Genomic DNA, 20409 nt, shown 5'->3' with positions numbered 1-20409 from the left:
GGACGGGTCGCGCGGGAGCGTGTCCCGCAGTCAGCGGGCCCCCGTAGGATGGACGGCATGGCCAAGACCAGTACGACGACCCAGGGGCTGCGAGCGGCGATCGAGCGCAGCGGCTACTACCCGGCCCTCGTGGCCGAGGCGGTGGAGGCCGCCGTGGGCGGCGAGCCCGTCCGGTCGTACCTGGTCCATCAGGAGACGACGTTCGACCAGAACGAGGTGCGCCGGCACGTGACCGTGCTGGTGCTCACCGGCAACCGCTTCATCGTCAGCCACACCGACGAGCAGGCCGCCGACGACACCTCCCCGACGCCGTACGCCACCACGTCCACGGAGTCCGTCAAGCTCGGCCGGATCTCGTCCATCGTCGTCAGCCGGGTGGTCGCCAACCCGGAGCAGTACAAGCCGGGCACGCTGCCCCGCGAGATCGTGCTGACCATCGGCTGGGGCGCCGTCTCGCGCCTCGACCTGGAGCCGGCCGCCTGCGGCGACCCCAACTGCGAGGCCGACCACGGCTACACGGGCAGTTCGACGGCCGACGACCTCAGCCTGCGCGTCAGCGAGGCCGGGGACGGCCCGGAGACGGTGCGCCAGGCGCTCACCTTCGCGCAGGCCCTCTCCGAGGCGACCGCGGACTCCGCCCGCTGATGGAGCGGCACACCGCCTGGGACACCCACCCGGAACCGCTCCCCGTCGACTCCGCCCCCGTACCCGAGTACGGCACGGGCTCGCTCGCCGACCTGCTCCCCACGCTGGCCGCGGGCCTCGGCGTCCCCGGCATGACGGCGGGGATCACCGAACTGACCCCCGCCGACCGGGCCTGCGTCCTCCTCGTCGACGGTCTCGGCTGGGAGCAGTTGCGCGCGCACCCGGACGACGCCCCCTTCCTCGGCTCGCTGCTGGACAGCTCGCGCGGCGGCACCGGGCGCCCGATCACCGCCGGCTACCCGGCGACCACGGCGACCTCCCTCGCCTCCGTCGGCACCGGCCTGCCGCCGGGCGCCCACGGACTGCCCGGCTACACCGTGCGCAATCCCGACACCGGCGCGCTGATGAACCAGCTGCGCTGGCAGCCCTGGACGGCGCCAGGACCCTGGCAGCCGTATCCCACCGTCTTCCACCTCGCCCACGAGGCGGGCGTGCACGCCGCCCAGGTCTCCTCACCGACCTTCGCCAACACCCCGCTGACCAAGGTCGCGCTCAGCGGCGGCGAGTTCCACGGACGCCTGTCGGGCGAGGACCGGATGGACTGCGCCGCCGAGCAACTGGCCGCCGCCGACCGCGCCCTCGTCTACACCTACTACGCCGAGGTCGACGGCGCCGGGCACCGCTTCGGCGTCGACTCCGACACCTGGCGCGGCCAGCTCGGCCACGTGGACCGGCTCGCCCAGCGCCTCGCCGAGCAACTGCCGCCGCGCAGCGCCCTGTACGTCACCGCCGACCACGGCATGATCGACGTGCCCTTCGACGAGGACCACCGCATCGACTTCGACGAGGACTGGGAGCTGAAGGCGGGCGTCGCCCTCCTCGGCGGCGAGGGCCGCGCCCGGCACGTCTACGCCGTCCCCGGTGCCCGCAACGACGTGCTGACCTGCTGGCGCGAGGTGCTCGGCGAACAGTTCTGGGTGGCGTCCCGGGACGAGGCGATCGCGGCGGGCTGGTTCGGACCCCGCGTCGACGACCGGGTGTACGACCGGATCGGCGATGTCGTCGCCGCCGCGCGCGACGACGTGCTGCTCATCGCCTCCGAGCGCGAACCGAAGGAGTCGGCGATGGTCGGCAACCACGGATCGATGACCCCTGCCGAGCAGCTCGTCCCCCTGCTCGAAGTACGCTCCTGACGCTCTGCCCCGCATCCGCCGTCCGCTGCCGAAAGGTGCCCAACCCCTCATGCCCGAGCTGGTGTTCTTCTCCGGAACGATGGACTGCGGGAAGTCGACACTGGCTCTCCAGATCGAGCACAACCGCTCGGCGCGCGGACTGGCCGGCATGATCTTCACCCGCGACGACCGCGCGGGCGAGGGCAAGCTCTCCTCGCGCCTCGGCCTCGTCACCGACGCGGTGGAGGTCGGCGACGGACAGGACCTGTACGCCCACGTCGTCGACCACCTCTCGCAGGGCGGCCGGGTGGACTACGTGATCGCGGACGAGGCGCAGTTCCTCGCGCCGGACCAGGTCGACCAGCTCGCGCGCGTGGTCGACGACCTCGACGTGGACGTGTACGCCTTCGGCATCACCACCGACTTCCGCTCCAAGCTCTTCCCCGGCTCCCAGCGGCTGGTCGAACTCGCCGACCGTGTCGAGGTGCTCCAGGTCGAGGCCCTGTGCTGGTGCGGCGCCCGCGCCACGCACAACGCCCGCACCGTGGGCGGCGTCATGGTCGTCGAGGGCGCCCAGGTGGTCGTCGGCGATGTCGCCCAGTCCCCGGACGAGATCGGCTACGAGGTGCTGTGCCGGCGTCATCACCGCAGGCGGGTGACGAGCGCGACGGCAAGGGCCGCGGCACTGTCGCCCGACGTGCTGCCCCTCTCCTCCACCTGACCCGTCCCGGCGGTTGGTCGACCGGTCCCGGACCGCGCCCCCGTGCGCGGTCCTGCCGTCACCCTCGTCACCCTCACCGCCGCTCCAGCAGCGAGAACCGCGCCCCCTCCGGATCGGTCACCGTCGCCACCCGGCCGTGGGGCGTGTCCCGGGTGGGCTCGACGACATGTCCGCCCAGATCGACCAGGCGCTCCGCGGCCTCCTTCGCGTCGGCCACCTCGAAGTACGTCACCCAGTGCGGCCCCCGGTCGCGGGAGAGGTCGCTGCCGACGCCATGGATGCCGGCGACGGGGCGGCCGTCCAGGCGGAGGTTCACGTAGTCGAGGCCGGCGGAGGTCACCGGCTCCGGTTCGAAGCCGAACACCGTCTCGTAGAACTTGGCGACGTTCACCGTCTCGAAGGTGATCAGCTCGTTCCACAACGGTGTGCCGGGCACGCCCGTGACCGTCGTGCCGAGGTGCGCCGCGGCCTCCCAGATGCCGAAGACGGCGCCCGACGTGTCGGAGCCGATGGCCAGTCGGCCGGCCTCGGCCGTGTCGAGCGGGCCCACACCGATCGTGCCCCCGCACAGGCGTACTGTTTCAGCCGTTCGGTTGACGTTGTCGGAGGCGAAGTAGGGCGTCCAGGCGATGGGGAGCTGACGGTCCGGGGGGAGTTGGCCGATACCCGCCACCTCGCGCCCGTCGAGCAGGGCCCGCGCGTACGGGCCCAGTTGCTCGGGGCCGGGCTGGAACTCCCAGCCGAACAGCGCTCCGTAGAAGTCGTGGATCGCGGCCGGTCCGTGCACCATCAGACTCACCCAGCAGGGTGTGCCGGGCGTGCGCCGGGCGTTCGTCTCGCCGAGCCGGCCGGTCGACCCCCGTGCGTCGGTCATCGTCACTCTCTTCTCGGCCCTGCGTGGGCCGTGCGTCCGCTTCCGCCCGACGGGTTCCCGCTCTGACGGCTGTTCGCTCCGACGGACCTCCGCGCCGGTGCCGGCACCTGGCCCGGTGCCACGCGCTTCGGGAGCGTCCGTGGGACAGCCCGGTTGCTCGGGTGGTACAGCATGTGCCCGAACCCGTACGCCTCGTGATCGGTACTGTCCGGCGGGCAGAGTAGCCCGACATCGGCGCCTCGGCCACTCGGTACGTCAGGATGGGGCCATGAACGCCATCATTTCCGCATCAGAACTCGCGACCGTACTGGCGGGAGCGAACCCGCCCGTCCTGCTCGACGTGCGCTGGCAGTTGAGCCCGGCCAAGGCGGCCGGAGCCCCGCAGTTCGACGGCCGGGCCGAGTACGCGGCCGGGCACCTTCCCGGTGCCGCCTTCGTCGACCTGGACAGGGAACTCGCCTCCGCGCCCGGCGCGGGCGGCCGGCATCCGCTGCCCGACGTGGCGGAGTTCGGCGCGGCGATGCGCCGGGCGGGCGTGTCGGCCGGCCGGCCGGTCGTCGTCTACGACGGCGGACAGGGGTGGGCGGCGGCCCGCGCCTGGTGGCTGCTGCGCTGGACGGGTCACCCGAACGTGCGGGTCCTCGACGGCGGGTTGCCGTCCTGGGAGGCGCCCCTGTCGACGGACGTTCCGACGCCCGCGGAGGGCGACTTCGCGCCGGTGCCGGGTGCGGCGGGGCTGCTGGACGCGGACGGGGCCGCCGCGCTCGCCCGGTCCGGGGTGCTGTTCGACGCCCGCGCGGGGGAGCGGTACCGGGGTGAGGTCGAGCCGATCGATCCGGTCGGCGGCCACATCCCGGGTGCCGTATCCGCGCCGACGACGGACAACGTGGCGGCGGACGGCCGCTTCCTGCCCGCCGAGGAACTCCGGGCGCGTTTCGAGAGCTTGGGCGCCACGGAGGACGGCGCGGTCGGCGTGTACTGCGGTTCGGGAGTGTCGGGCGCCCACGAGGTGCTCGCGCTGGCGGTGGCGGGCATCCCGGCGGCGCTGTACGTGGGTTCGTGGTCGCAGTGGTCCTCGACGCCGGGCCGTCCGGTCGCGGTGGGGCCGGACCCGCAGTAGGGCAGCCGGGGCACGCACGCGTGCGGGTCGGGGCCGCGTCCACACGGACGCGGCCCCGACCCGCACGCGGAGAACCGCCTATTCCTGCTTCTTCCGCCGCGTCCCGAAGACGATCTCGTCCCAGCTCGGCACCGCCGCGCGGCGGCCCGGACGGACGCCGTCGGCCTCGGCCTGGCGGTCGGTGGATCCGGTGAGCCGGTCGCGGTGGCTGGCCACGGAGCGCGGCATGAGTACGTCGGCGTAGGCGGAACCGGCCGACGCGGCGGGGGCCGGAGGCTCCTCCACCTCGGCCTCTTCGACGGGTTCCTCCACCGGCTCCGCAGGGCGTTCCGGAACCACCAGGTCGCCCCGGAAGCTCGGGACGGCCTCCAGCAGGCTGGTGAGCGAGTCGCGTTCGGCCGAGGCGGTGGCCGCGGTCTCCTCGGCCGGCTCGGACGGCGGCGGGGGCAGGCTCGGCCGCTCCCGGTCGAGGGCGCGGTCCAGCGGCCGGTCGCGCGGCAGCCTGGCGATGCGCGGCACGAACGGGAAGCTGGGCTCGGGCGCGGCGAGGTCGTCGGACTCGCCGATCAGCGCGCGCGCCTCCGCGTCGACGGCCTGGACGAGCCGCCGGGGCGGGTCGTACGTCCAGCTCGCCGAGTGCGGTTCGTCCGCGACCAGGTAGACCAGCAGGACTTCCCAGGTGCCGTCGTCGCGGCGCCAGGAGTCCCACTGGACGGTGTCCTTGTCGGCGCCGCGCAGCAGCAGCCGCTCCTGGACGGCCTCGCCGAGGGGCGGCCCGGAGTTCTCGCCGGGACGGCGGACGGGGGTCTTGCGGGCCCGCTCCGCCATGAAGGCTCGCTCGGCCAGTACGGGCCCCTCGAACCGCCGTACGCGGTCGACGGGGATGCCGGCCATCTGGGCGACCTCTTCCGCGGTCGCGCCGGCCCGTATACGTGCCTGGATGTCGCGGGGGCGGAGATGGCTCTCCACCTCGATCTCGATCTGGCCGAGGCGGGGACGGTCGCCGCGCACGGCGGCCCGGAGCCGCTCATCGATCGGAAGCGTGTACTCCGTGCTGTCCGCAGCCTTCAGCACCAGCCGTGTGCCGTCATTCGAGACGGCCACGACACGCAGTTCGGGCATGGGGACCTCCCGGGTGGTGCCTGCCGACGTCACGTGCGTCGCTGCTTCCGCTCTGTCGAGTGTGGCCTGCCCGGGTGCAGCCTGCCACAACCTTGCCGAGTTGCCCGGCGTGTCGGGCGCGGGCCCTGGATCGCCGTTATGGCACGGTTACCTACTCGCAACGCTAAGTGACCAACTCCGTCACCCTGTGCAACTGGCCCCCTCCCGGCGGTCCTTCAAGGCTCCGAACCCCCTGTCGGGAGGCCGGACCCAGGGATCGTCACAGTACTCCATTCGGGCCACGTGCGTGGATGGGCACGCCGTCCAACTTCTGGCAAGAGGTGACACTTGGCCGCCCCTGGCGCGATTTCCGCGATCTTGGACGTGGCGTACTTCACGCAATCACCAGAAACGGAACTAATGGTTTCGTCCCCACGTCCCTTTCTCGTACAGTTGATCGACCACGTACGGGAAAGGCAGGCAAGGTCCGAGGATGCGTGAAAAGTCCGATGGTCCAGGTGAGGCGGACATACATACGAAGGGGGAGGCCAAGCGAATCGACCTGAGCGTGCCCCAGGTCGCGGGCAGCGCTCTGGCGGCCGTGGTGGCCGCCAAACTCGCCTCCTCCTTCGGCGTGTACGGCACGATCCTCGGAGCAGGCCTGATCAGTGTCGTCGCCACCTGTGGAAGCTCGGTCTTCCAGCACTTCTTCAAGCGCACCGCCGAACAGCTCCGGGTCAAGCGCGCCCTCGGCGCCGCGCGGACCGACGGGGGGACGACCCCGGCTCCGGGCGAGTTCACCGAGGGCACCGTCTACCGCGCGCGGACCACGGGCTGGAAGCGCCCGGTGCTCGCGGCGGTCCTCGTCTTCGCCGTCGCCATGGCCGGGATCACCACCTACGAGCTGGTCTCCGGCAAGGATCTGAGCGGCGGCCACAGCACCACCATCGGCCGCGCCCTCACCGGCCACAACAAGTCCGGGTCGGATTCGGGGGAGTCGGGCGACTCCGGCGACTCCGGCGACTCCCGGGACGGCCAGGACTCGGGTGGCCCGGGGGACTCCGGTTCCGGCACCGACGCCCCGGCGGCCACTCCTTCCGGAACCCCGGACGCGACCGGCGACGGCTCGTCGTCGGGCGGCACCTCCTCGGAGGACGGCGGTACGGCCTCCAGCCCGGCCCCTGCTCCGGACGCCACCGGCGACGAGGGCTCCGAGCACAGCACGGGCCCGGCGCCCGACGCCTCCGCTACGGCCCCAGCACCCGGCGCAAGTAGTCGTTCTGGAACAGACGGTCAGGGTCAAGACGGTCCCGCAGCGCCGTGAACTCACCGAGGCGCGGATACACCCGGGAGAAGTACTCGGCGTCCCGGGTGTGCACCTTGCCCCAGTGCGGCCGGCCCTCGTGCGCGGTGAAGATGCGCTCGGCGGCGGTGAAGTACGCCCGGTAGGGCGTGCCCCGGAACATGTGCACGGCGATGTACGCGCTGTCGCGGCCCGAGGCGGTGGACAGCGTGATGTCGTCGGCCGGCGCGGTGCGCACCTCGACCGGGAAGCTGATCCGGAGCCGGGACCGGTCGATCATCGCCTTCAGCTCGCGCAGCGTCTCGCCGACGGCCTCGCGCGCGACGGCGTACTCCATCTCCACGAACCGCACCCGGCGCGGAGAGGTGAAGACCTTGTAGGGGGCGTCCGTGTACGTCCGCGCCGAGAGCGCCCGGCTGGAGACCCGCGCGATCCCCGGGACGGCGGCGGGCACCGCGCGGCCGACCCAGTTGGCCGCCTGGAAGACGCCGTTGGACAGGAACTCGTCGTCGATCCAGCCCCGCAGCCGCCCCACCGGCCGCTCCGGTCCCGCGCTGCGGTTGTTGCGCTTGGTGTTGGTGCTGTTGGTGTGCGGGAACCAGTAGAACTCGAAGTGTTCGTTCTCGGCCCACAGTTCGTCGAAGTCGGCGAGGACCCGGTCGAACGGCATCGGTTCCTCACGGGCCGTGAGCAGGAAGACCGGCTCCACGGCGAAGGTGATCGCGGTGACCACGCCCAGTGCGCCGAGGCCGATCCGGGCGGCGGCGAAGACCTCGGGGTTCTCCCGCTCTGAGCAGGTCAGCACCGAGCCGTCGGCCGTGACCAGTTCCAGGCCCCGGATCTGGGCGGCGATCGACGCGGAGTCGCGGCCCGTGCCGTGCGTGCCGGTACTGGTGGCCCCGGAGACGGTCTGCTCCATGATGTCGCCCATGTTCGTCAGCGACAGTCCCTCACGTGCGAGGGCCATGTTGAGCCTCTTGAGCGGAGTACCGGCCTCGACCGTGACCGTCATGGCGTCGCGATCAATGCTGCGGATGCCCGTCAACAGTTGAGGGCGGATCAACACGCCGTCCGTCGCGGTGATGGACGTGAACGAGTGCCCGGTGCCGACCGCCTTGACCCGCAGCCCGTCCTCGGCGGCCCCGCGCACGGCGGCGACCAGCTCGTCGACGGAGGCCGGAGTGACCTCCCGCGCGGGGCGCGCGGAGATGTTGCCGCCCCAGTTACGCCACGTGCCGCGCTTCCCGCCCGGCCTGCCGCTCGCTGTGCGTGTGCTGCTCAACGGTTCCTCCCCGACGCGGATCCGGCCGCTTGAGCCGGCGGTACCCGAGGAAACCGACCGCGACCGCGACGGCACCGGCCACCGCCGGAACCCCGTACCCGGCACGCGCCCCGGAGGCGTCGATCACCCAGCCGCCCGCGGAGGAGCCGAGGGCGACCCCGACCGCGAGTCCGGTGCTCACCCAGGTCATGCCCTCCGTGAGCTGTGCGCGTGGTACGTGCTCTTCGATGAGGGACATCGTCGTGATCATCGTGGGAGCGATGGACAGACCCGCAACGAACAGTGCCGCGGCCAGAAACAGCAGGTTTCCGACCAGTAGGAGGGGGATCATACTCACGGCCATCGCACACACGCCCATCAGCCAGCGGCGTTCGGGCGGCCCGGCGAAGCGCAGCAGCCCGAAAACCATGGCCGCCGTGCACGATCCGGCCGCGTACAGGGCGAGTACGAAACTGGCCGCGGCCTTGTGCCCCTCCTCCTCGGCGAAGGCCACGGTGACCACGTCGATGGCGCCGAAGATCGTTCCCGTGGCCGCGAACGTGCCGACCAGGACCCGAAGCCCCCGGGAGCGCAGCGCGGTGCCGCCGCCCCGGTGTTCGCGCGGGTGCGGCCGCGGCTCGGTGGCGCGCTGCGAGGTCAGCCAGAAGACGCCCGTCGCCAGGAAGCAGGCGGCGAGCAGCGGCCCGGCCTCCGGGAACCAGGCCGTGGACAGTCCGATGGAGATGATCGGCCCGAAGATGAAGCAGACCTCGTCCACCACGGACTCGAAGGAGTACGCGGTGTGCAGCCGCGGGGTGCCCCGGTACAGGGCCGCCCAGCGGGCCCGGACCATCGCGCCGAGGCTCGGTACGCAGCCGATGCCGGCGCACGCCGCGAACAGCACCCAGTCCGGCCACCCGTGGTGCGCGGCGGGCAGCAGCACCGCCGCCGCGGTGAGCGACACCAGGGTCGCCGGGCGCAGCACCCGCCGCTGGCCGTACCGGTCCACCAGGCGGGAGACCTGCGGTCCTGCCACGGCGGCGGCGAGCGCGATGGTGGCCGACAGGGCGCCGGCCAGTCCGTACCGCCCGGTGAGCTGCGAGATCATGGTCACCACGCCGATGCCCATCATCGACAGCGGCATCCGGCCGAGGAAGCCCGCGGCGGAGAAGCCCCTGGTGCCGGGGACGGCGAACAGGGCGCGGTAGGGGCTGGGCAACGAGGTCTCCGAGAACGGCTCAGTAAGGTGCGAACGCAGTCGATACAGCTTACTCGCCGGAACGTCCGGAAACACCCCCCGCGGACCTGGCGAAACGCACTGCCGGCACCCGCCGTTTCCCCGCTGTCAGTGCCGGGTGGCAGGATCGACACATGCCAGACGTGCTCGATGTCAGCCCCTACGACGCCCTGCTCCTGCTCTCGTTCGGCGGCCCCGAGGGCCCGGACGACGTGGTCCCGTTCCTGGAGAACGTGACACGCGGGCGAGGCATCCCCAAGGAACGCCTCAAGGAAGTCGGACAGCACTACTTCCTCTTCGGCGGCGTCAGCCCCATCAACGACCAGAACCGCGCCCTGCTGGACGCCCTCCGCAAGGACTTCGCCGAGCACGGCCTGGACCTGCCGGTCTACTGGGGCAACCGCAACTGGGCGCCGTACCTGACGGACACCCTGCGCGAGATGGTCCAGGACGGCCGCCGCCGCATCCTCGTCCTCGCCACCAGCGCCTACGCCTCGTACTCGGGCTGCCGCCAGTACCGGGAGAACCTCGCGACCTCCCTGGCCGCCCTGGAGGCCGAGGGGCTGGAGCTGCCGAAGATCGACAAGCTGCGGCACTACTTCAACCACCCCGGCTTCGTCGAGCCCATGGCCGACGGGGTGGTCCGGTCCCTCGCCGACCTCCCCGAGGAGGTCCGGGACGGCGCGCACATCGCGTTCTCGACCCACTCGATCCCCACCTCCGCCGCGGACACCTCCGGCCCGGTGGAGGAGCACGGTGACGGCGGGGCGTATGTACGCCAGCACCTGGACGTGGCCCAGGTGATCGCCGACGCCGTCCGCGAGCGCACCGGAGTCGACCACCCCTGGCAGCTCGTCTACCAGTCCCGGTCCGGCGCCCCGCACATCCCGTGGCTGGAGCCCGACATCTGCGACCACCTGGAGGAGCGCCACGCGGCCGGGGTCCCCGCCGTGGTGATGGCCCCCATCGGCTTCGTCTCCGACCACATGGAGGTCCTGTACGACCTCGACACGGAGGCCACGGACAAGGCCGGGGAACTGGGGCTGCCGGTGCGCCGGTCGGCCACCGTCGGCGCCGACCCGCGGTTCGCCGCGGCGGTGCGCGACCTCGTCCTCGAGCGGGCCGCCGGCGAGCGCGGGCAGGGGGTCGCGCGGTGCGCCCTCGGCACGCTCGGCGCGAGCCACGACCTGTGCCCGGTCGGCTGCTGCCCCGCCCGTGCCCCCCGCCCCGCCGCCGCGGGCGCCGACAGCCCCTACGCGTGAGGACTCCCGTGACCGACGTGACGACCGCCCCGCTCCACACCGACCTGCTGAGGATCGCCCAGGAGGCCGCCCACCGCGCGGGCGAGCTGCTGCGGGACGGCCGCCCTGCCGACCTCGCGGTCGCCGCCACCAAGTCCAGCCCGATCGACGTGGTCACCGAGATGGACATCGCGGCGGAGAAACTGATCACCGGGCTGATCGCCGACCGCCGCCCGGACGACGGCTTCCTCGGCGAGGAGGGTTCCGCCGCGCAGGGCACGAGTGGCGTCCGCTGGGTCATCGACCCGCTCGACGGCACCGTCAACTACCTCTACGGGCTGCCCACCTGGGCGGTCTCCATCGCCGCCGAGCAGGACGGCGAGCGGGTGGCCGGCGTGGTCGTGGCCCCGATGCGGGGCGAGTCGTTCCACGCGGTGCTGGGCGGCGGCGCCTGGGCGACCGGAGCCTGGGACGGTGAGCGCAGGCTCGCCTGCCGGGCCGCGGCTCCGCTGGACCAGGCACTCGTCTCCACCGGCTTCAACTACGTGGCCGACGTCCGCGCCGAGCAGGCCGAGATCGCGCGGCGGCTCATTCCGCTGGTGCGCGACATCCGGCGCGGCGGCTCGGCCGCGATCGACCTGTGCGACGTGGCCGCCGGGCGCCTCGACGGCTACTTCGAGCGCGGTCTGCACCCCTGGGACCTCGCGGCCGGCGACCTGATCGCCCGGGAGGCGGGCGCGGTAACCGGCGGACGCCCCGGCGAGCGCCCGTCCGGCGACCTGACCATCGCCGCCACCCCGGCCGTCTTCGAGCCCCTCCAACAACTCCTGACGAACTTCGGAGCGTAGGCCTGCCCGGCGGGTGGGAGGACGGTGAGACTCAGTCGGTCGCCCGAGGCGGGGCCGGCGTGGGGGAGGGCGGCGGGGTTCGGCCGGCGGTTGGCCCGAGGGGCTGACGGGCGGGAGCGCGGCGGAGTTCGTTGGCGTCCGTCTGGAGGGTTGGCTGGTGGGAGAACGGGGCGGTCGTCGGTCTGCCCGGCGGGTCGGCGGGTGGTACGACGGTGGTGTTTGGCCGGGGCCGGGGTTCGGCCGGTGGTTCGCCCGGTGGGTCGGCGACACGGGGCTCGACCGGCTGTCTGTCCAGCAATCGGCAGGGGAGATGCCGGTGGGGTTCGAGAGCCGTCTGCCCAGCGGGCCGGGGCAGGTGGGCGGGAGGGTGGCGGGGCTTGTCCGGCACGGCCGGAGGACGGCCGGGGCCCATCGGCTTGGGTGGAGACCGGCTGGGGTTCGATCGACGTGGGCGGGTGTGACCCCTGGGTGCGGCGTACCGGCCCCGCCTGAGTGGGTTGAGTGAAGCCGTGAGGGCACAGGGCGAACGTGCGCTCCCCGAACGGCTCCTCGCCCACGTCACCTGTCGGCGGTTCGCCCGGCGGGCCTCCACACCGGCCGGGTTCACGCCACCCCGGCGCCGGGCGACGCACGGTGTCTCCTACGTCCCCGGCCAGTGGTCCGCCCGGTGGGGCTCGGCCCGGCAGGGTTCACGCTGCCCCGGCGTCCGACGGCCCCGGCCGGTTGTCCGTCCGGAGGACCTCCGCCCGGCCGGGTTCACGTCGCCCCGGTGTCCGACGCCGTACGGCAGGGCGCGTGCGAAGGGGCCCCGGCCGTGGATCTTGCCGGGGCCCCTTTGTGCGCGGGTTCGTGCGCGGGCCGATCAGACGCTGGTCGCGCCGACCTCCACGCCGTGCTCGGCTGCGAGACGGCGCAGATCGTCGAGTTCGCCCAGCTCCACCTCGACAAGGAACTCGTCGCCCTCGTCGCGGGCCCGGGACAGATCGGACTCGGTCGTCTTTATGCGCTGCAGAAGTCCTGCGGTGAAAGCGTCCATGCTGCGCCCCCTCGTCCTGGGTCGTGGGTCATTGGCACGGGGGTGTGCCGTTCGGAAGGGACGATCACGTCTCCGGTGGAGTGCCCGGCGCTGCCCTGGCGGGCCGCGGCGGTGCCGGACACCCACGCCCGCTCTGCGGAAGCGGACCGCGACGTACCGCGCGGTAACGCGGTACAGGCAGAGCGTGATCGCGGGGTGTAAACCGGTCCTCCCCCAGCTCCCCTTCGCGGAAACCTCAACCGCGCGAGAAAATCTCGCATTCCCGCTTCCGCGAGTTTCCTCGCCGCCTGCCCGGCGACGGATCCCTCCCGGTTCGTCACCGTCCCCTCACCCGCCTTACAGCCGACTTATGGCTGAAAAGGGCAGGATGGAGGCAACACACCCACCAGCCCCCTGCCCTCGTGCGCCCGAGAAGCGCTACGCGGGTGGACACAGGAAGGACAAGCGACGTGCGCGTACTCGTCGTCGAGGACGAGCAACTGCTCGCCGATGCGGTGGCCACCGGACTGCGCCGGGAGGCCATGGCCGTCGACGTCGTGTACGACGGTGCGGCCGCTCTGGAGCGCATCGGCGTCAACGACTACGACGTGGTCGTCCTCGACCGCGACCTCCCGCTCGTGCATGGCGACGACGTCTGCCGCAAGATCGTCGAACTCGGCATGCCCACACGCGTGCTGATGCTCACGGCCTCCGGCGACGTCAGCGACCGCGTCGAGGGCCTGGAGATCGGCGCCGACGACTATCTGCCCAAGCCCTTCGCGTTCACCGAGCTGATCGCGCGCGTGCGCGCCCTGGGCCGGCGCACCAGCGTGCCCCTGCCGCCCGTCCTGGAGCGCGCCGGGATCAAGCTCGACCCGAACCGCCGCGAGGTCTTCCGCGACGGCAAGGAGGTGCAGCTCGCCCCCAAGGAGTTCGCCGTACTGGAGGTGCTCATGCGCAGCGAGGGCGCCGTGGTCTCCGCGGAACAACTCCTGGAGAAGGCCTGGGACGAGAACACCGACCCGTTCACCAACGTCGTGCGGGTCACCGTCATGACCCTGCGCCGCAAGCTGGGCGAGCCGCCCGTCATCGTCACCGTCCCCGGCTCCGGCTACCGGATCTGATCGACCGTGGCGACGACACCCGCGCCCCCCGGGGCGCCTCCGAAGCCCACCTGGGACCCGCGCTCGGCCACCCCCCTGCCGTGGCTGCGCCCCACCATCCGGATAAGGCTCACGCTGCTGTACGGCGGCATGTTCCTGATCGCCGGCATCCTGCTGCTCTCGATCATCTACCTGCTCGCCGCACAGGCCGTGCGCACCGGCAACGAGCCGCTGTACAAGATCGTCGACTTCACCAACCTCAGAGTCACCAGCAGCGACTGCCCCGTGGTCGACAACGGCAACCTGTCGTTGTCCGAGTTCAACGCCGCGATCAGCGACTGCATAGACCACCAGCGCAAGGTCGCCCTGGACAACCTGCTCAGCCGGTCCCTGCTGGCCCTGCTCGGCCTCGCCGTGATCGCCTTCGCCTTCGGCTACGCCATGGCCGGACGCGTCCTGTCGCCGCTGGGCCGGATCACCCGCACCGCGCGCGCGGTGGCGGGCTCCGACCTCTCCCGCCGGATCGAGCTGGACGGCCCGGACGACGAGCTGAAGGAGCTGGCCGACACCTTCGACGACATGCTGGAGCGGTTGCAACGGGCCTTCACCGCCCAGCAGCGCTTCGTCGGCAACGCCTCCCACGAGCTGCGCACCCCACTGGCGATCAACCGCACCCTCCTGGAAGTGCACCTGTCCGACCCGAACGCCCCGGTGGAACTCCAGCAGCTCGGCAAGACGCTGCTGGCCACCAACGAACGCAGCGAGCAACTTGTCGAGGGCCTGCTGCTGCTCGCCCGCAGCGACAACCAGATCGTCGAGCGCAAACCGGTGGACCTCGCCGAGGTGGCGGGCCAGGCCATCGACCAGGTGCACGCCGAGGCGGAGGCCAAGGGTGTGGAGATCCGCGGCACACGCGATGCCGCGGTGGTGCAGGGCAACGGCGTCCTGCTGGAGCGGATCGCCCTGAACCTCGTACAGAACGCCGTGCGCTACAACGTGGCCGAACAGGGCTGGGTCGAGGTCACGACGGCCGTGGAGAGCGGCCAGGCGGTCCTGGTGGTCACCAACACGGGCCCGGTCGTGCCGGCGTACGAGGTGGACAACCTCTTCGAGCCGTTCCGGCGGCTGCGCACCGAACGCACCGGCAGCGACAAGGGCGTGGGGCTCGGTCTGTCCATCGCCCGCTCCGTCGCCCGAGCCCACGGCGGGCACATCTACGCCCAGCCACGCGACGGCGGGGGGCTCGTGATGCGAGTCACCCTGCCCGTCTGAGATCATGACCCCGACATCTCACCGAGACCGGAGGATGTTCGCTTTGAGCGGAATTTCCAGGCCACCGGGCCCGGAGTCGCGTGTGTGATCGATCACAGACAGGGCTTTCTCACCATCTACCCTCCGTGATCATGCACCCTGGCGGAAAGCCGGGAAAATCCTGGTTTTCGAGGGTCCTGATCACGGGAAGTACAGGGTGAGACGCCTTTGAAGTGCGGCATTCGGACCGTGTACGGTCCCCATCGCCATCCAAGCCGATCACTCATGAGGGGTCCGGTTGGGTGTCGATTGAGTAACAGACCTTGATGTGAGGCAAAATCTCCGCCTCGGGTCGGGCACAAGTCCGGCCTCTCACGCGTTACGTGCGCTGGAGACACCGCAGACACCCAGAGGGGGAGAGCGACCATGGCAACCGATTACGACACTCCACGCAAGACCGACGACGATGTCGACTCGGACAGCCTCGAAGAGCTGAAGGCCAGGCGGAACGACAAGTCCGCCTCGGCAGTCGACGTCGACGAGTTCGAGGCCGCGGAAGGCCTCGAACTTCCCGGCGCCGACCTCTCGAACGAGGAACTGGCCGTCCGTGTACTGCCGAAGCAGCAGGACGAGTTCACCTGCATGAGCTGCTTCCTGGTACACCACCGCAGCCAGCTGGCCCGGGAGAAGAACGGCCAGCCGATCTGCCGCGACTGCGACTGAGGAGGGGTCGGCCGTGACCGGCTCGACCCCTCCCTGGAAGCGCCGCTTCTCCCGACCAGGAGCGGACCAAGGGCCGTCCGACGGTCCCTACAGCGCGCGTGACGACGAGCGAGGCCCGACCGACAGCGGAACGGCCTCGCTCGAATCAGTGGTCGACCGAAATGACCTCCCGGCGACCGTGACGACGCCGGCACCCGCTGCCCGGCGCAGGGCAGCGGCGTTCCGCGAAAAGGCCGGGCAGGGCGTCCGCAACAGCGGCACCCGTGCCAGGGCCGCCCTGGCGTATCTCGCCGACCGGATCATCGACCTGGCCCCGCGTATTCCCGTACGGGACCTGGCGACGCTCCGCCGGCAGTTCCCCGGCCTCGGGCCCGAGGAACTGGCCGACCGGCTGGTGGCCGGCGCCGCCAAGGGCACGGCGACCGTGGGCGCGGGGGTCGGAGCGGCCGCCATGCTGCCGGTACCGCCCGCGATGCCCACCGAGCTGGCCGCCGAGATCACCGGCGTCGCGGCGATCGAACTGAAGCTGATCGCCGAACTCCACGAGGTCTACGGCGTACGTCCGCCGGGCGGCCTCACCCAGCGCAGCACCGCCTATCTGAACTCCTGGTCGGACGAGCGTGGCGTCGTCGTGTCCGAGCCGTCGACCCTCGGCTCGGCGATGAACAGCCACATGAAGCGCCAGCTGCGCCACCAGATCATGAAGCGGACGGTGCGCGACCTGCCGAACCTGATCCCCTTCATGGTCGGCGCGGCCGTGGGCGCCGTCATGAACCGCCGCGACACCAGAAAGCTGGCCGCCAGAATCCGCGTCGACCTGCGCAAGAGGCAGGTCCCGTGGAGCGCCCTCACCGACCTTCCGGCGCTGGAACAGCCGCGGGACGCCCTGGAGATGGGCGACCTCGCCAAGGGGCTGGGACGCGGCGGTACAGACGGGTCCGACGCCTCCGGCAGATCCGACGGCGACGGCGGCTGACCCCGCCGGCCCCGCGCGTGCGCTACGCCGCCGCGGCCTTCGCCGCCGTCAGGGCCTCGATCAGCCGCTCCGGCTCGCGCGTCGACAGATACAGATACGGAGTCGGGTCCTGCGGGTCGGTGACCACCACGCGCACGGCCCGCGGAATGTAGGCGCGCAGCAACAGGAAGGCCCGGGTGTCGGCCTTGTACGTGCGCCAGGCGCGGGCCTCCTCCGGGTCGAGGATCTCCGCCTCGCCCAGCGCCGAGACCGGCACCCTCGCCTCGCCCGCGATCAGGGAGTCGCCCACGACGCGGATACGGACCGCGCCGTACGAACTGGCGGCCACCGCCGCGACCGCCGTCCCGCCCGCCAGGCCGCCCAGCATCGGCAGCGTGCCGAAGGGCAGCAGGATCAGGGCGAAGGAGACCCCCACCAGGAAGGAGACCAGCCACCAGGAGCGGGGCGCGGTGAGGCGTTCTTCGTACGGGGTGGCGGAGAGCTGCATGGAACAAGCTTGGCACGGTATCGGTGTTCGGCCGACGCGCGGGTAAGGTCTGCGGCTGTGAGTGGTACTTCCCCAGGTCTTCAGCCTCCCTCCGACGCCGTGAAACCCGTACGGCACCCGGACGCGCCCGCCCCCGGCGAGCTGCTCGGCGCCCACTACGGGCAGTGCTTCGGCTGCGGCGGCGACCAGCCCCACGGACTGCACCTCCAGGCACGGGCCGGCGAAGGCGTGTCGATCACGGCCGAGTTCGTCGTGCGGCCCGCCCACCAGGGCGCTCCCGGCCTGGCGCACGGCGGCGTGCTGACCGCCGCCCTCGACGAGACCCTCGGCTCGCTGAACTGGCTGCTGCGCACGATCGCGGTGACCGGACGGCTGGAGACCGACTTCCGGCGGCCGGTGCCCGTCGGCACGACGCTGTACCTTGAGGCCGAGGTGACCGCGGTGGCCGGCCGGAAGATCTACTCCACCGCCACCGGACGGATCGGCGGCCCCGACGGCCCCGTGGCCGTCCGCGCCGACGCCCTCTTCATCGAGGTCGAGGTCGAGCACTTCGTGGAGCACGGCCGCCAGGAGGAGATCCGCGCCGCCATGGACGATCCCGACCAGATCCGCCGCGCCCGCGCCTTCGAGGTGAACCCGTGACTTCCACGAGCCCCACGAGCCCCGCGGGCCGGGACCCTCTGGACGTCCTGATCCGCCGCGTCGACCCCGACGTGCCCCTGCCGACGTACGCGCGGCCCGGCGACGCGGGAGCCGATCTGCGCACCACCATCGACTGCGCGCTCGCGCCCGGCGAGCGTGCCGTACTGCCCACGGGAGTGTCTGTCGCGCTCCCGGAGGGGTACGCGGCCTTCGTGCACCCGCGTTCCGGGCTGGCGGCCCGCTTCGGTGTCGCCCTCGTGAATGCCCCGGGGACGATTGATGCCGGGTACCGTGGGGAGATCAAGGTGATCGTGGTGAATCTCGACCCGCGCGAGACGGTGAGGTTCGAGCGCTTCGACCGGGTTGCCCAACTGGTCGTCCAGCAGGTCGAGAGGGTCCGCTTCCGTCAGGTCGCGGAGCTTCCCGGCTCGGCACGGGCCGAGGGGGGCTTCGGGTCCACCGGCGGACACGCCGGGACGGACCGTGCAAGCGGCACAAGGGGTCAGGTCGCCGAGGGCGGCCCGACGGGTGGGAATCGATACGCTTCGGTCGTATCCGACCGGGAAGGACAGTGACGTGTTCGGAACGTTGCAAGAAGAGGGATGCCGCCGAGGACGCGGCCGGCGAGACCGAGCAGGTCGTCGACAGCGTCGACACCGAGGCGGACGAAGCGCGCGAGCGTGTGCGGCTCGAGCCCGGACCGCGGCCCGACGGGCCCTGGGACAGCACCGAGGTCCACGACCCGAGCGAGGGCCGGGTGGACCTGGGCGGCCTGTTCATTCCCGGGGTCGACGGCATGGAACTGCGGGTCGAGGTCGCGGGTGACGCGATCGTCGCCGCGACCGTCGTGCTGCGCGACAGCGCCATCCAGTTGCAGGGCTTCGCCGCGCCCAAGCGCGAGGGCATCTGGGGCGAGGTGCGTGAGGAGATCGGCTCCGGCATCACCCAGCAGGGCGGCATCGTCGACGAGGCCGAAGGCCCGCTGGGCTGGGAGCTGCGGGCCCAGGTCCCGGTGCAACTGCCGGACGGCACGGGCGGCTTCCAGGTCGTGCGGTTCGTCGGTGTGGACGGACCCCGCTGGTTCCTGCGCGGAGTGATCTCGGGCCAGGGTGCGGTGCAGCCGCAGGCCGCCGGTCTGCTTGAGCAGATCTTCCGGGACACGGTCGTGGTCCGCGGTGACGGTCCGATGGCCCCCCGGGACCCGATCGTCCTCAAGCTGCCGAACGACGCGCAGATGGTCCCCGAGGGTGTCCAGCAGGAGGAGGGCTCCCGCTTCTCCGGCGGCATGGGCCAACTCCAGCGCGGCCCGGAGATCACCGAGGTCCGGTAGGTAAAAACTCCGTACGGATTTCCGTACCCGCACTACGAGGGCCGCGTCCCCAGACGGATGCGGCCCTTCGCCGTGCGGGTGGCTCGGTCACGTTCGCGGCCCGTGAGGCCGACGCCGCGCACTCGGCGGGCGGCCGGAAGACAATGAGGTCATGGGACGCGGCAGGCTACGGATCCGCCTCGGCGCGGCGCCGTGCGCCGGCAGGACGTACGCCGTGCTGTCCGAGGCGCACCGGCGCGTCGAACGGGGCACCGACCGCGTGGCGGCCCACACCGGTATCCCCCGCATCCCCGGCATCCGCGACGCCGGGCGGTGGCGAGTGCCGCTCCGCACTGTCGTGGAGTCGATCACCGGCGTTCGCCGGCGGGAGACCTGTGCCGGGCGGGCCGGGTCGGGAAGCGTCCTGGTCGCCGTCGGCGCCCTCGCGGGCCGTGTCGAGGTGCGGGGCGTCGACCGGGGGCCGGGAGTGCCTGACAGGACCGAGGACCGCGTCTTCGAGCCCGCCGGCCAGGAGGCGGTGGTCCGCACCCTCCGCGCGGCGGAATCGTGGCCGAAACTCCCGGTCCCCCGCCCCGTGACCGCAGAAAGGCGGGCCGTCCCATGACCCGGGTGCTCGTGATCGACGACGAGCCGCAGATCGTGCGTGCCCTCGTGATCAACCTTGAGGCGCGCCACTACGAGGTCGACACCGCCCACGACGGCGCCACCGCCCTGCGGCTGGCCGCCGACCGGCACCCCGACGTGGTGGTGCTGGACCTGGACCTTCCCGACATGGCCGGTGTCGAGGTGATCAGGCGACTGCGCGGCCGGACCCGGGTGCCGATCCTGGCGCTGTCCGCCCGGCACTCCTCCGACGAGAAGGCCGAGGTGCTGGAGGCGGGCGCCGACGACTGCCTCACCAAGCCCTTCGGCGTGGACGACCTGCTGGCCCGGCTGCGCGCCGCCGTCCGCCGGGCCGAGCCGGTCCCGGGCAATGAGGGCGGCGAGGGCAGCGAGGGCGGCGAGGGCGGCGTGGTGGTCGACACCGCCGATTTCACCGTCGACCTGGCCGCGAGGAAGGTCGACCGGGGCGGGAGGGCCGTACGTCTGACACCCACCGAGTGGCGCCTGCTGGAGGCGCTGGTGCGCCATACCGGGCGCCTGGTCGGCCAGAAGCAGCTGTTGCAGGAGGTGTGGGGGCCGTCGTACGGGACGGAGACGAACTATCTGCGGGTCTACATGGCCCAGCTGCGCCGCAAGCTGGAGGCCGACCCCGCGCGTCCGCGGCACTTCATCACGGAGCCGGGCATGGGCTACCGCTTCGAGAAGTGAGTGCCCGCCGCGTGACGTGGGCATTCCAACAGCGGGCGGAGGCTGTGC

21 protein-coding genes and 1 pseudogene are annotated in these 20409 nt (G+C 72.1%); 16 read left to right on the top strand and 6 right to left on the bottom strand.

From position 1 onward, the window contains the following. The first annotated feature begins 48 nt into the window (after positions 1 to 48). The 3 genes from AC4IHM_RS07710 to AC4IHM_RS07700 are packed head-to-tail and all read left to right on the top strand — an operon-like array spanning position 49 to position 2538. Complete coding sequence (locus tag AC4IHM_RS07710) at positions 49 to 645, top strand: DUF5998 family protein (RefSeq protein WP_003973177.1); 597 nt, start codon at positions 49 to 51, stop codon at positions 643 to 645. Further along, positions 645 to 1838: an alkaline phosphatase family protein gene (locus tag AC4IHM_RS07705; RefSeq protein WP_490866341.1), complete on the top strand. Its 1194-nt coding sequence runs from the start codon at positions 645 to 647 to the stop codon at positions 1836 to 1838. The genes AC4IHM_RS07710 and AC4IHM_RS07705 overlap by 1 nt, the downstream gene beginning before the upstream one ends. A 49-nt stretch (positions 1839 to 1887) precedes the next feature. Beyond that, on the top strand, positions 1888 to 2538 hold the full coding sequence (locus AC4IHM_RS07700) for a thymidine kinase (RefSeq protein WP_490866340.1): 651 nt from the start codon (positions 1888 to 1890) through the stop codon (positions 2536 to 2538). A gap of 73 nt (positions 2539 to 2611) precedes the next feature. On the opposite strand, the gene AC4IHM_RS07695 is transcribed toward AC4IHM_RS07700, so the two are convergent. Then, positions 2612 to 3412: a VOC family protein gene (locus AC4IHM_RS07695; protein WP_490866339.1), complete on the bottom strand. Its 801-nt coding sequence runs from the start codon at positions 3410 to 3412 to the stop codon at positions 2612 to 2614. Positions 3413 to 3680: 268 nt separating this feature from the next. Between AC4IHM_RS07695 and AC4IHM_RS07690 the strand changes: the two genes are divergently transcribed. Beyond that, positions 3681 to 4532, top strand: a complete 852-nt coding sequence (locus AC4IHM_RS07690) for a sulfurtransferase (RefSeq protein ID WP_490866338.1) — start codon at positions 3681 to 3683, stop codon at positions 4530 to 4532. A 78-nt stretch (positions 4533 to 4610) separates the two neighbouring features. Here the strand turns inward: AC4IHM_RS07690 and sepH are convergent, their stop codons facing one another. Beyond that, positions 4611 to 5654: a septation protein SepH gene (sepH, locus tag AC4IHM_RS07685; RefSeq protein ID WP_490866337.1), complete on the bottom strand. Its 1044-nt coding sequence runs from the start codon at positions 5652 to 5654 to the stop codon at positions 4611 to 4613. A gap of 472 nt (positions 5655 to 6126) precedes the next feature. Here sepH and AC4IHM_RS07680 point away from each other — a divergent pair, with 472 nt between their 5' ends. Further along, complete coding sequence (locus AC4IHM_RS07680) at positions 6127 to 6957, top strand: hypothetical protein (RefSeq protein ID WP_490866336.1); 831 nt, start codon at positions 6127 to 6129, stop codon at positions 6955 to 6957. On the opposite strand, the gene AC4IHM_RS07675 is transcribed toward AC4IHM_RS07680, so the two are convergent. Continuing rightward, positions 6881 to 8218, bottom strand: coding sequence for a D-arabinono-1,4-lactone oxidase (locus tag AC4IHM_RS07675; RefSeq protein WP_490866335.1), 1338 nt, complete (start codon positions 8216 to 8218; stop codon positions 6881 to 6883). The genes AC4IHM_RS07680 and AC4IHM_RS07675 overlap by 77 nt on opposite strands. Then, the gene (locus AC4IHM_RS07670; RefSeq protein ID WP_490866334.1) at positions 8160 to 9416 is read right to left on the bottom strand and encodes an MFS transporter; all 1257 of its coding nucleotides are present in this window, start codon (positions 9414 to 9416) and stop codon (positions 8160 to 8162) included. The genes AC4IHM_RS07675 and AC4IHM_RS07670 overlap by 59 nt, the downstream gene beginning before the upstream one ends. Positions 9417 to 9568: 152 nt before the next feature. Between AC4IHM_RS07670 and AC4IHM_RS07665 the strand changes: the two genes are divergently transcribed. Continuing rightward, on the top strand, positions 9569 to 10696 hold the full coding sequence (locus tag AC4IHM_RS07665) for a ferrochelatase (protein ID WP_490866333.1): 1128 nt from the start codon (positions 9569 to 9571) through the stop codon (positions 10694 to 10696). A gap of 8 nt (positions 10697 to 10704) precedes the next feature. Continuing rightward, the gene (locus tag AC4IHM_RS07660; RefSeq protein ID WP_490866332.1) at positions 10705 to 11523 is read left to right on the top strand and encodes an inositol monophosphatase family protein; all 819 of its coding nucleotides are present in this window, start codon (positions 10705 to 10707) and stop codon (positions 11521 to 11523) included. 862 nt (positions 11524 to 12385) lie between these two features. Here AC4IHM_RS07660 and AC4IHM_RS07655 read toward each other — a convergent pair. Continuing rightward, positions 12386 to 12559, bottom strand: coding sequence for a hypothetical protein (locus AC4IHM_RS07655; protein WP_279564697.1), 174 nt, complete (start codon positions 12557 to 12559; stop codon positions 12386 to 12388). 449 nt (positions 12560 to 13008) lie between these two features. Between AC4IHM_RS07655 and AC4IHM_RS07650 the strand changes: the two genes are divergently transcribed. From AC4IHM_RS07650 to AC4IHM_RS07635, 4 genes are all read left to right on the top strand, one after another. Further along, the gene (locus AC4IHM_RS07650; RefSeq protein ID WP_365258727.1) at positions 13009 to 13662 is read left to right on the top strand and encodes a response regulator transcription factor; all 654 of its coding nucleotides are present in this window, start codon (positions 13009 to 13011) and stop codon (positions 13660 to 13662) included. Between the two features lie 6 nt (positions 13663 to 13668). After that, positions 13669 to 14913 carry a sensor histidine kinase gene (locus AC4IHM_RS07645; protein WP_490866331.1) on the top strand — a complete coding sequence of 415 codons (1245 nt, stop codon included), beginning with the start codon at positions 13669 to 13671 and terminating at the stop codon, positions 14911 to 14913. 405 nt (positions 14914 to 15318) lie between these two features. Next, entirely contained in the window at positions 15319 to 15615 is a 297-nt protein-coding gene (locus AC4IHM_RS07640) for a DUF4193 domain-containing protein (protein ID WP_003993510.1), read from the top strand. A gap of 13 nt (positions 15616 to 15628) precedes the next feature. Continuing rightward, complete coding sequence (locus AC4IHM_RS07635; RefSeq protein ID WP_490866330.1) at positions 15629 to 16591, top strand: hypothetical protein; 963 nt, start codon at positions 15629 to 15631, stop codon at positions 16589 to 16591. A gap of 22 nt (positions 16592 to 16613) precedes the next feature. Here AC4IHM_RS07635 and AC4IHM_RS07630 read toward each other — a convergent pair whose 3' ends face one another. Then, positions 16614 to 17078, bottom strand: coding sequence for a DUF3093 domain-containing protein (locus AC4IHM_RS07630; protein WP_490866329.1), 465 nt, complete (start codon positions 17076 to 17078; stop codon positions 16614 to 16616). Positions 17079 to 17135: 57 nt separating this feature from the next. On the opposite strand from AC4IHM_RS07630, the gene AC4IHM_RS07625 reads away from it, so the two are divergent. The 5 genes and pseudogenes from AC4IHM_RS07625 (at position 17136) to AC4IHM_RS07605 (ending at position 20361) form a co-directional block, all read left to right on the top strand. Further along, positions 17136 to 17720: a PaaI family thioesterase gene (locus tag AC4IHM_RS07625; RefSeq protein WP_490866328.1), complete on the top strand. Its 585-nt coding sequence runs from the start codon at positions 17136 to 17138 to the stop codon at positions 17718 to 17720. Continuing rightward, complete coding sequence (gene dut, locus AC4IHM_RS07620; RefSeq protein ID WP_490866327.1) at positions 17717 to 18295, top strand: dUTP diphosphatase; 579 nt, start codon at positions 17717 to 17719, stop codon at positions 18293 to 18295. The genes AC4IHM_RS07625 and dut overlap by 4 nt, the downstream gene beginning before the upstream one ends. After that, positions 18292 to 19050 (top strand): DUF3710 domain-containing protein, encoded by a 759-nt coding sequence (locus tag AC4IHM_RS07615; protein ID WP_490866326.1) that lies wholly within the window; start codon positions 18292 to 18294, stop codon positions 19048 to 19050. Before dut ends, AC4IHM_RS07615 begins: the two co-directional genes overlap by 4 nt. A 151-nt stretch (positions 19051 to 19201) precedes the next feature. After that, positions 19202 to 19423, top strand: a pseudogene (locus AC4IHM_RS07610) (histidine kinase); the annotation flags it as partial. 227 nt (positions 19424 to 19650) lie between these two features. After that, positions 19651 to 20361, top strand: a complete 711-nt coding sequence (locus AC4IHM_RS07605; protein WP_490866325.1) for a response regulator — start codon at positions 19651 to 19653, stop codon at positions 20359 to 20361. Positions 20362 to 20409 lie beyond the last annotated feature (48 nt).

It is taken from the genome of Streptomyces sp. SL06 (genome assembly GCF_058244745.1).
This window is presented reverse-complemented; position numbering and strand designations above follow the sequence as displayed.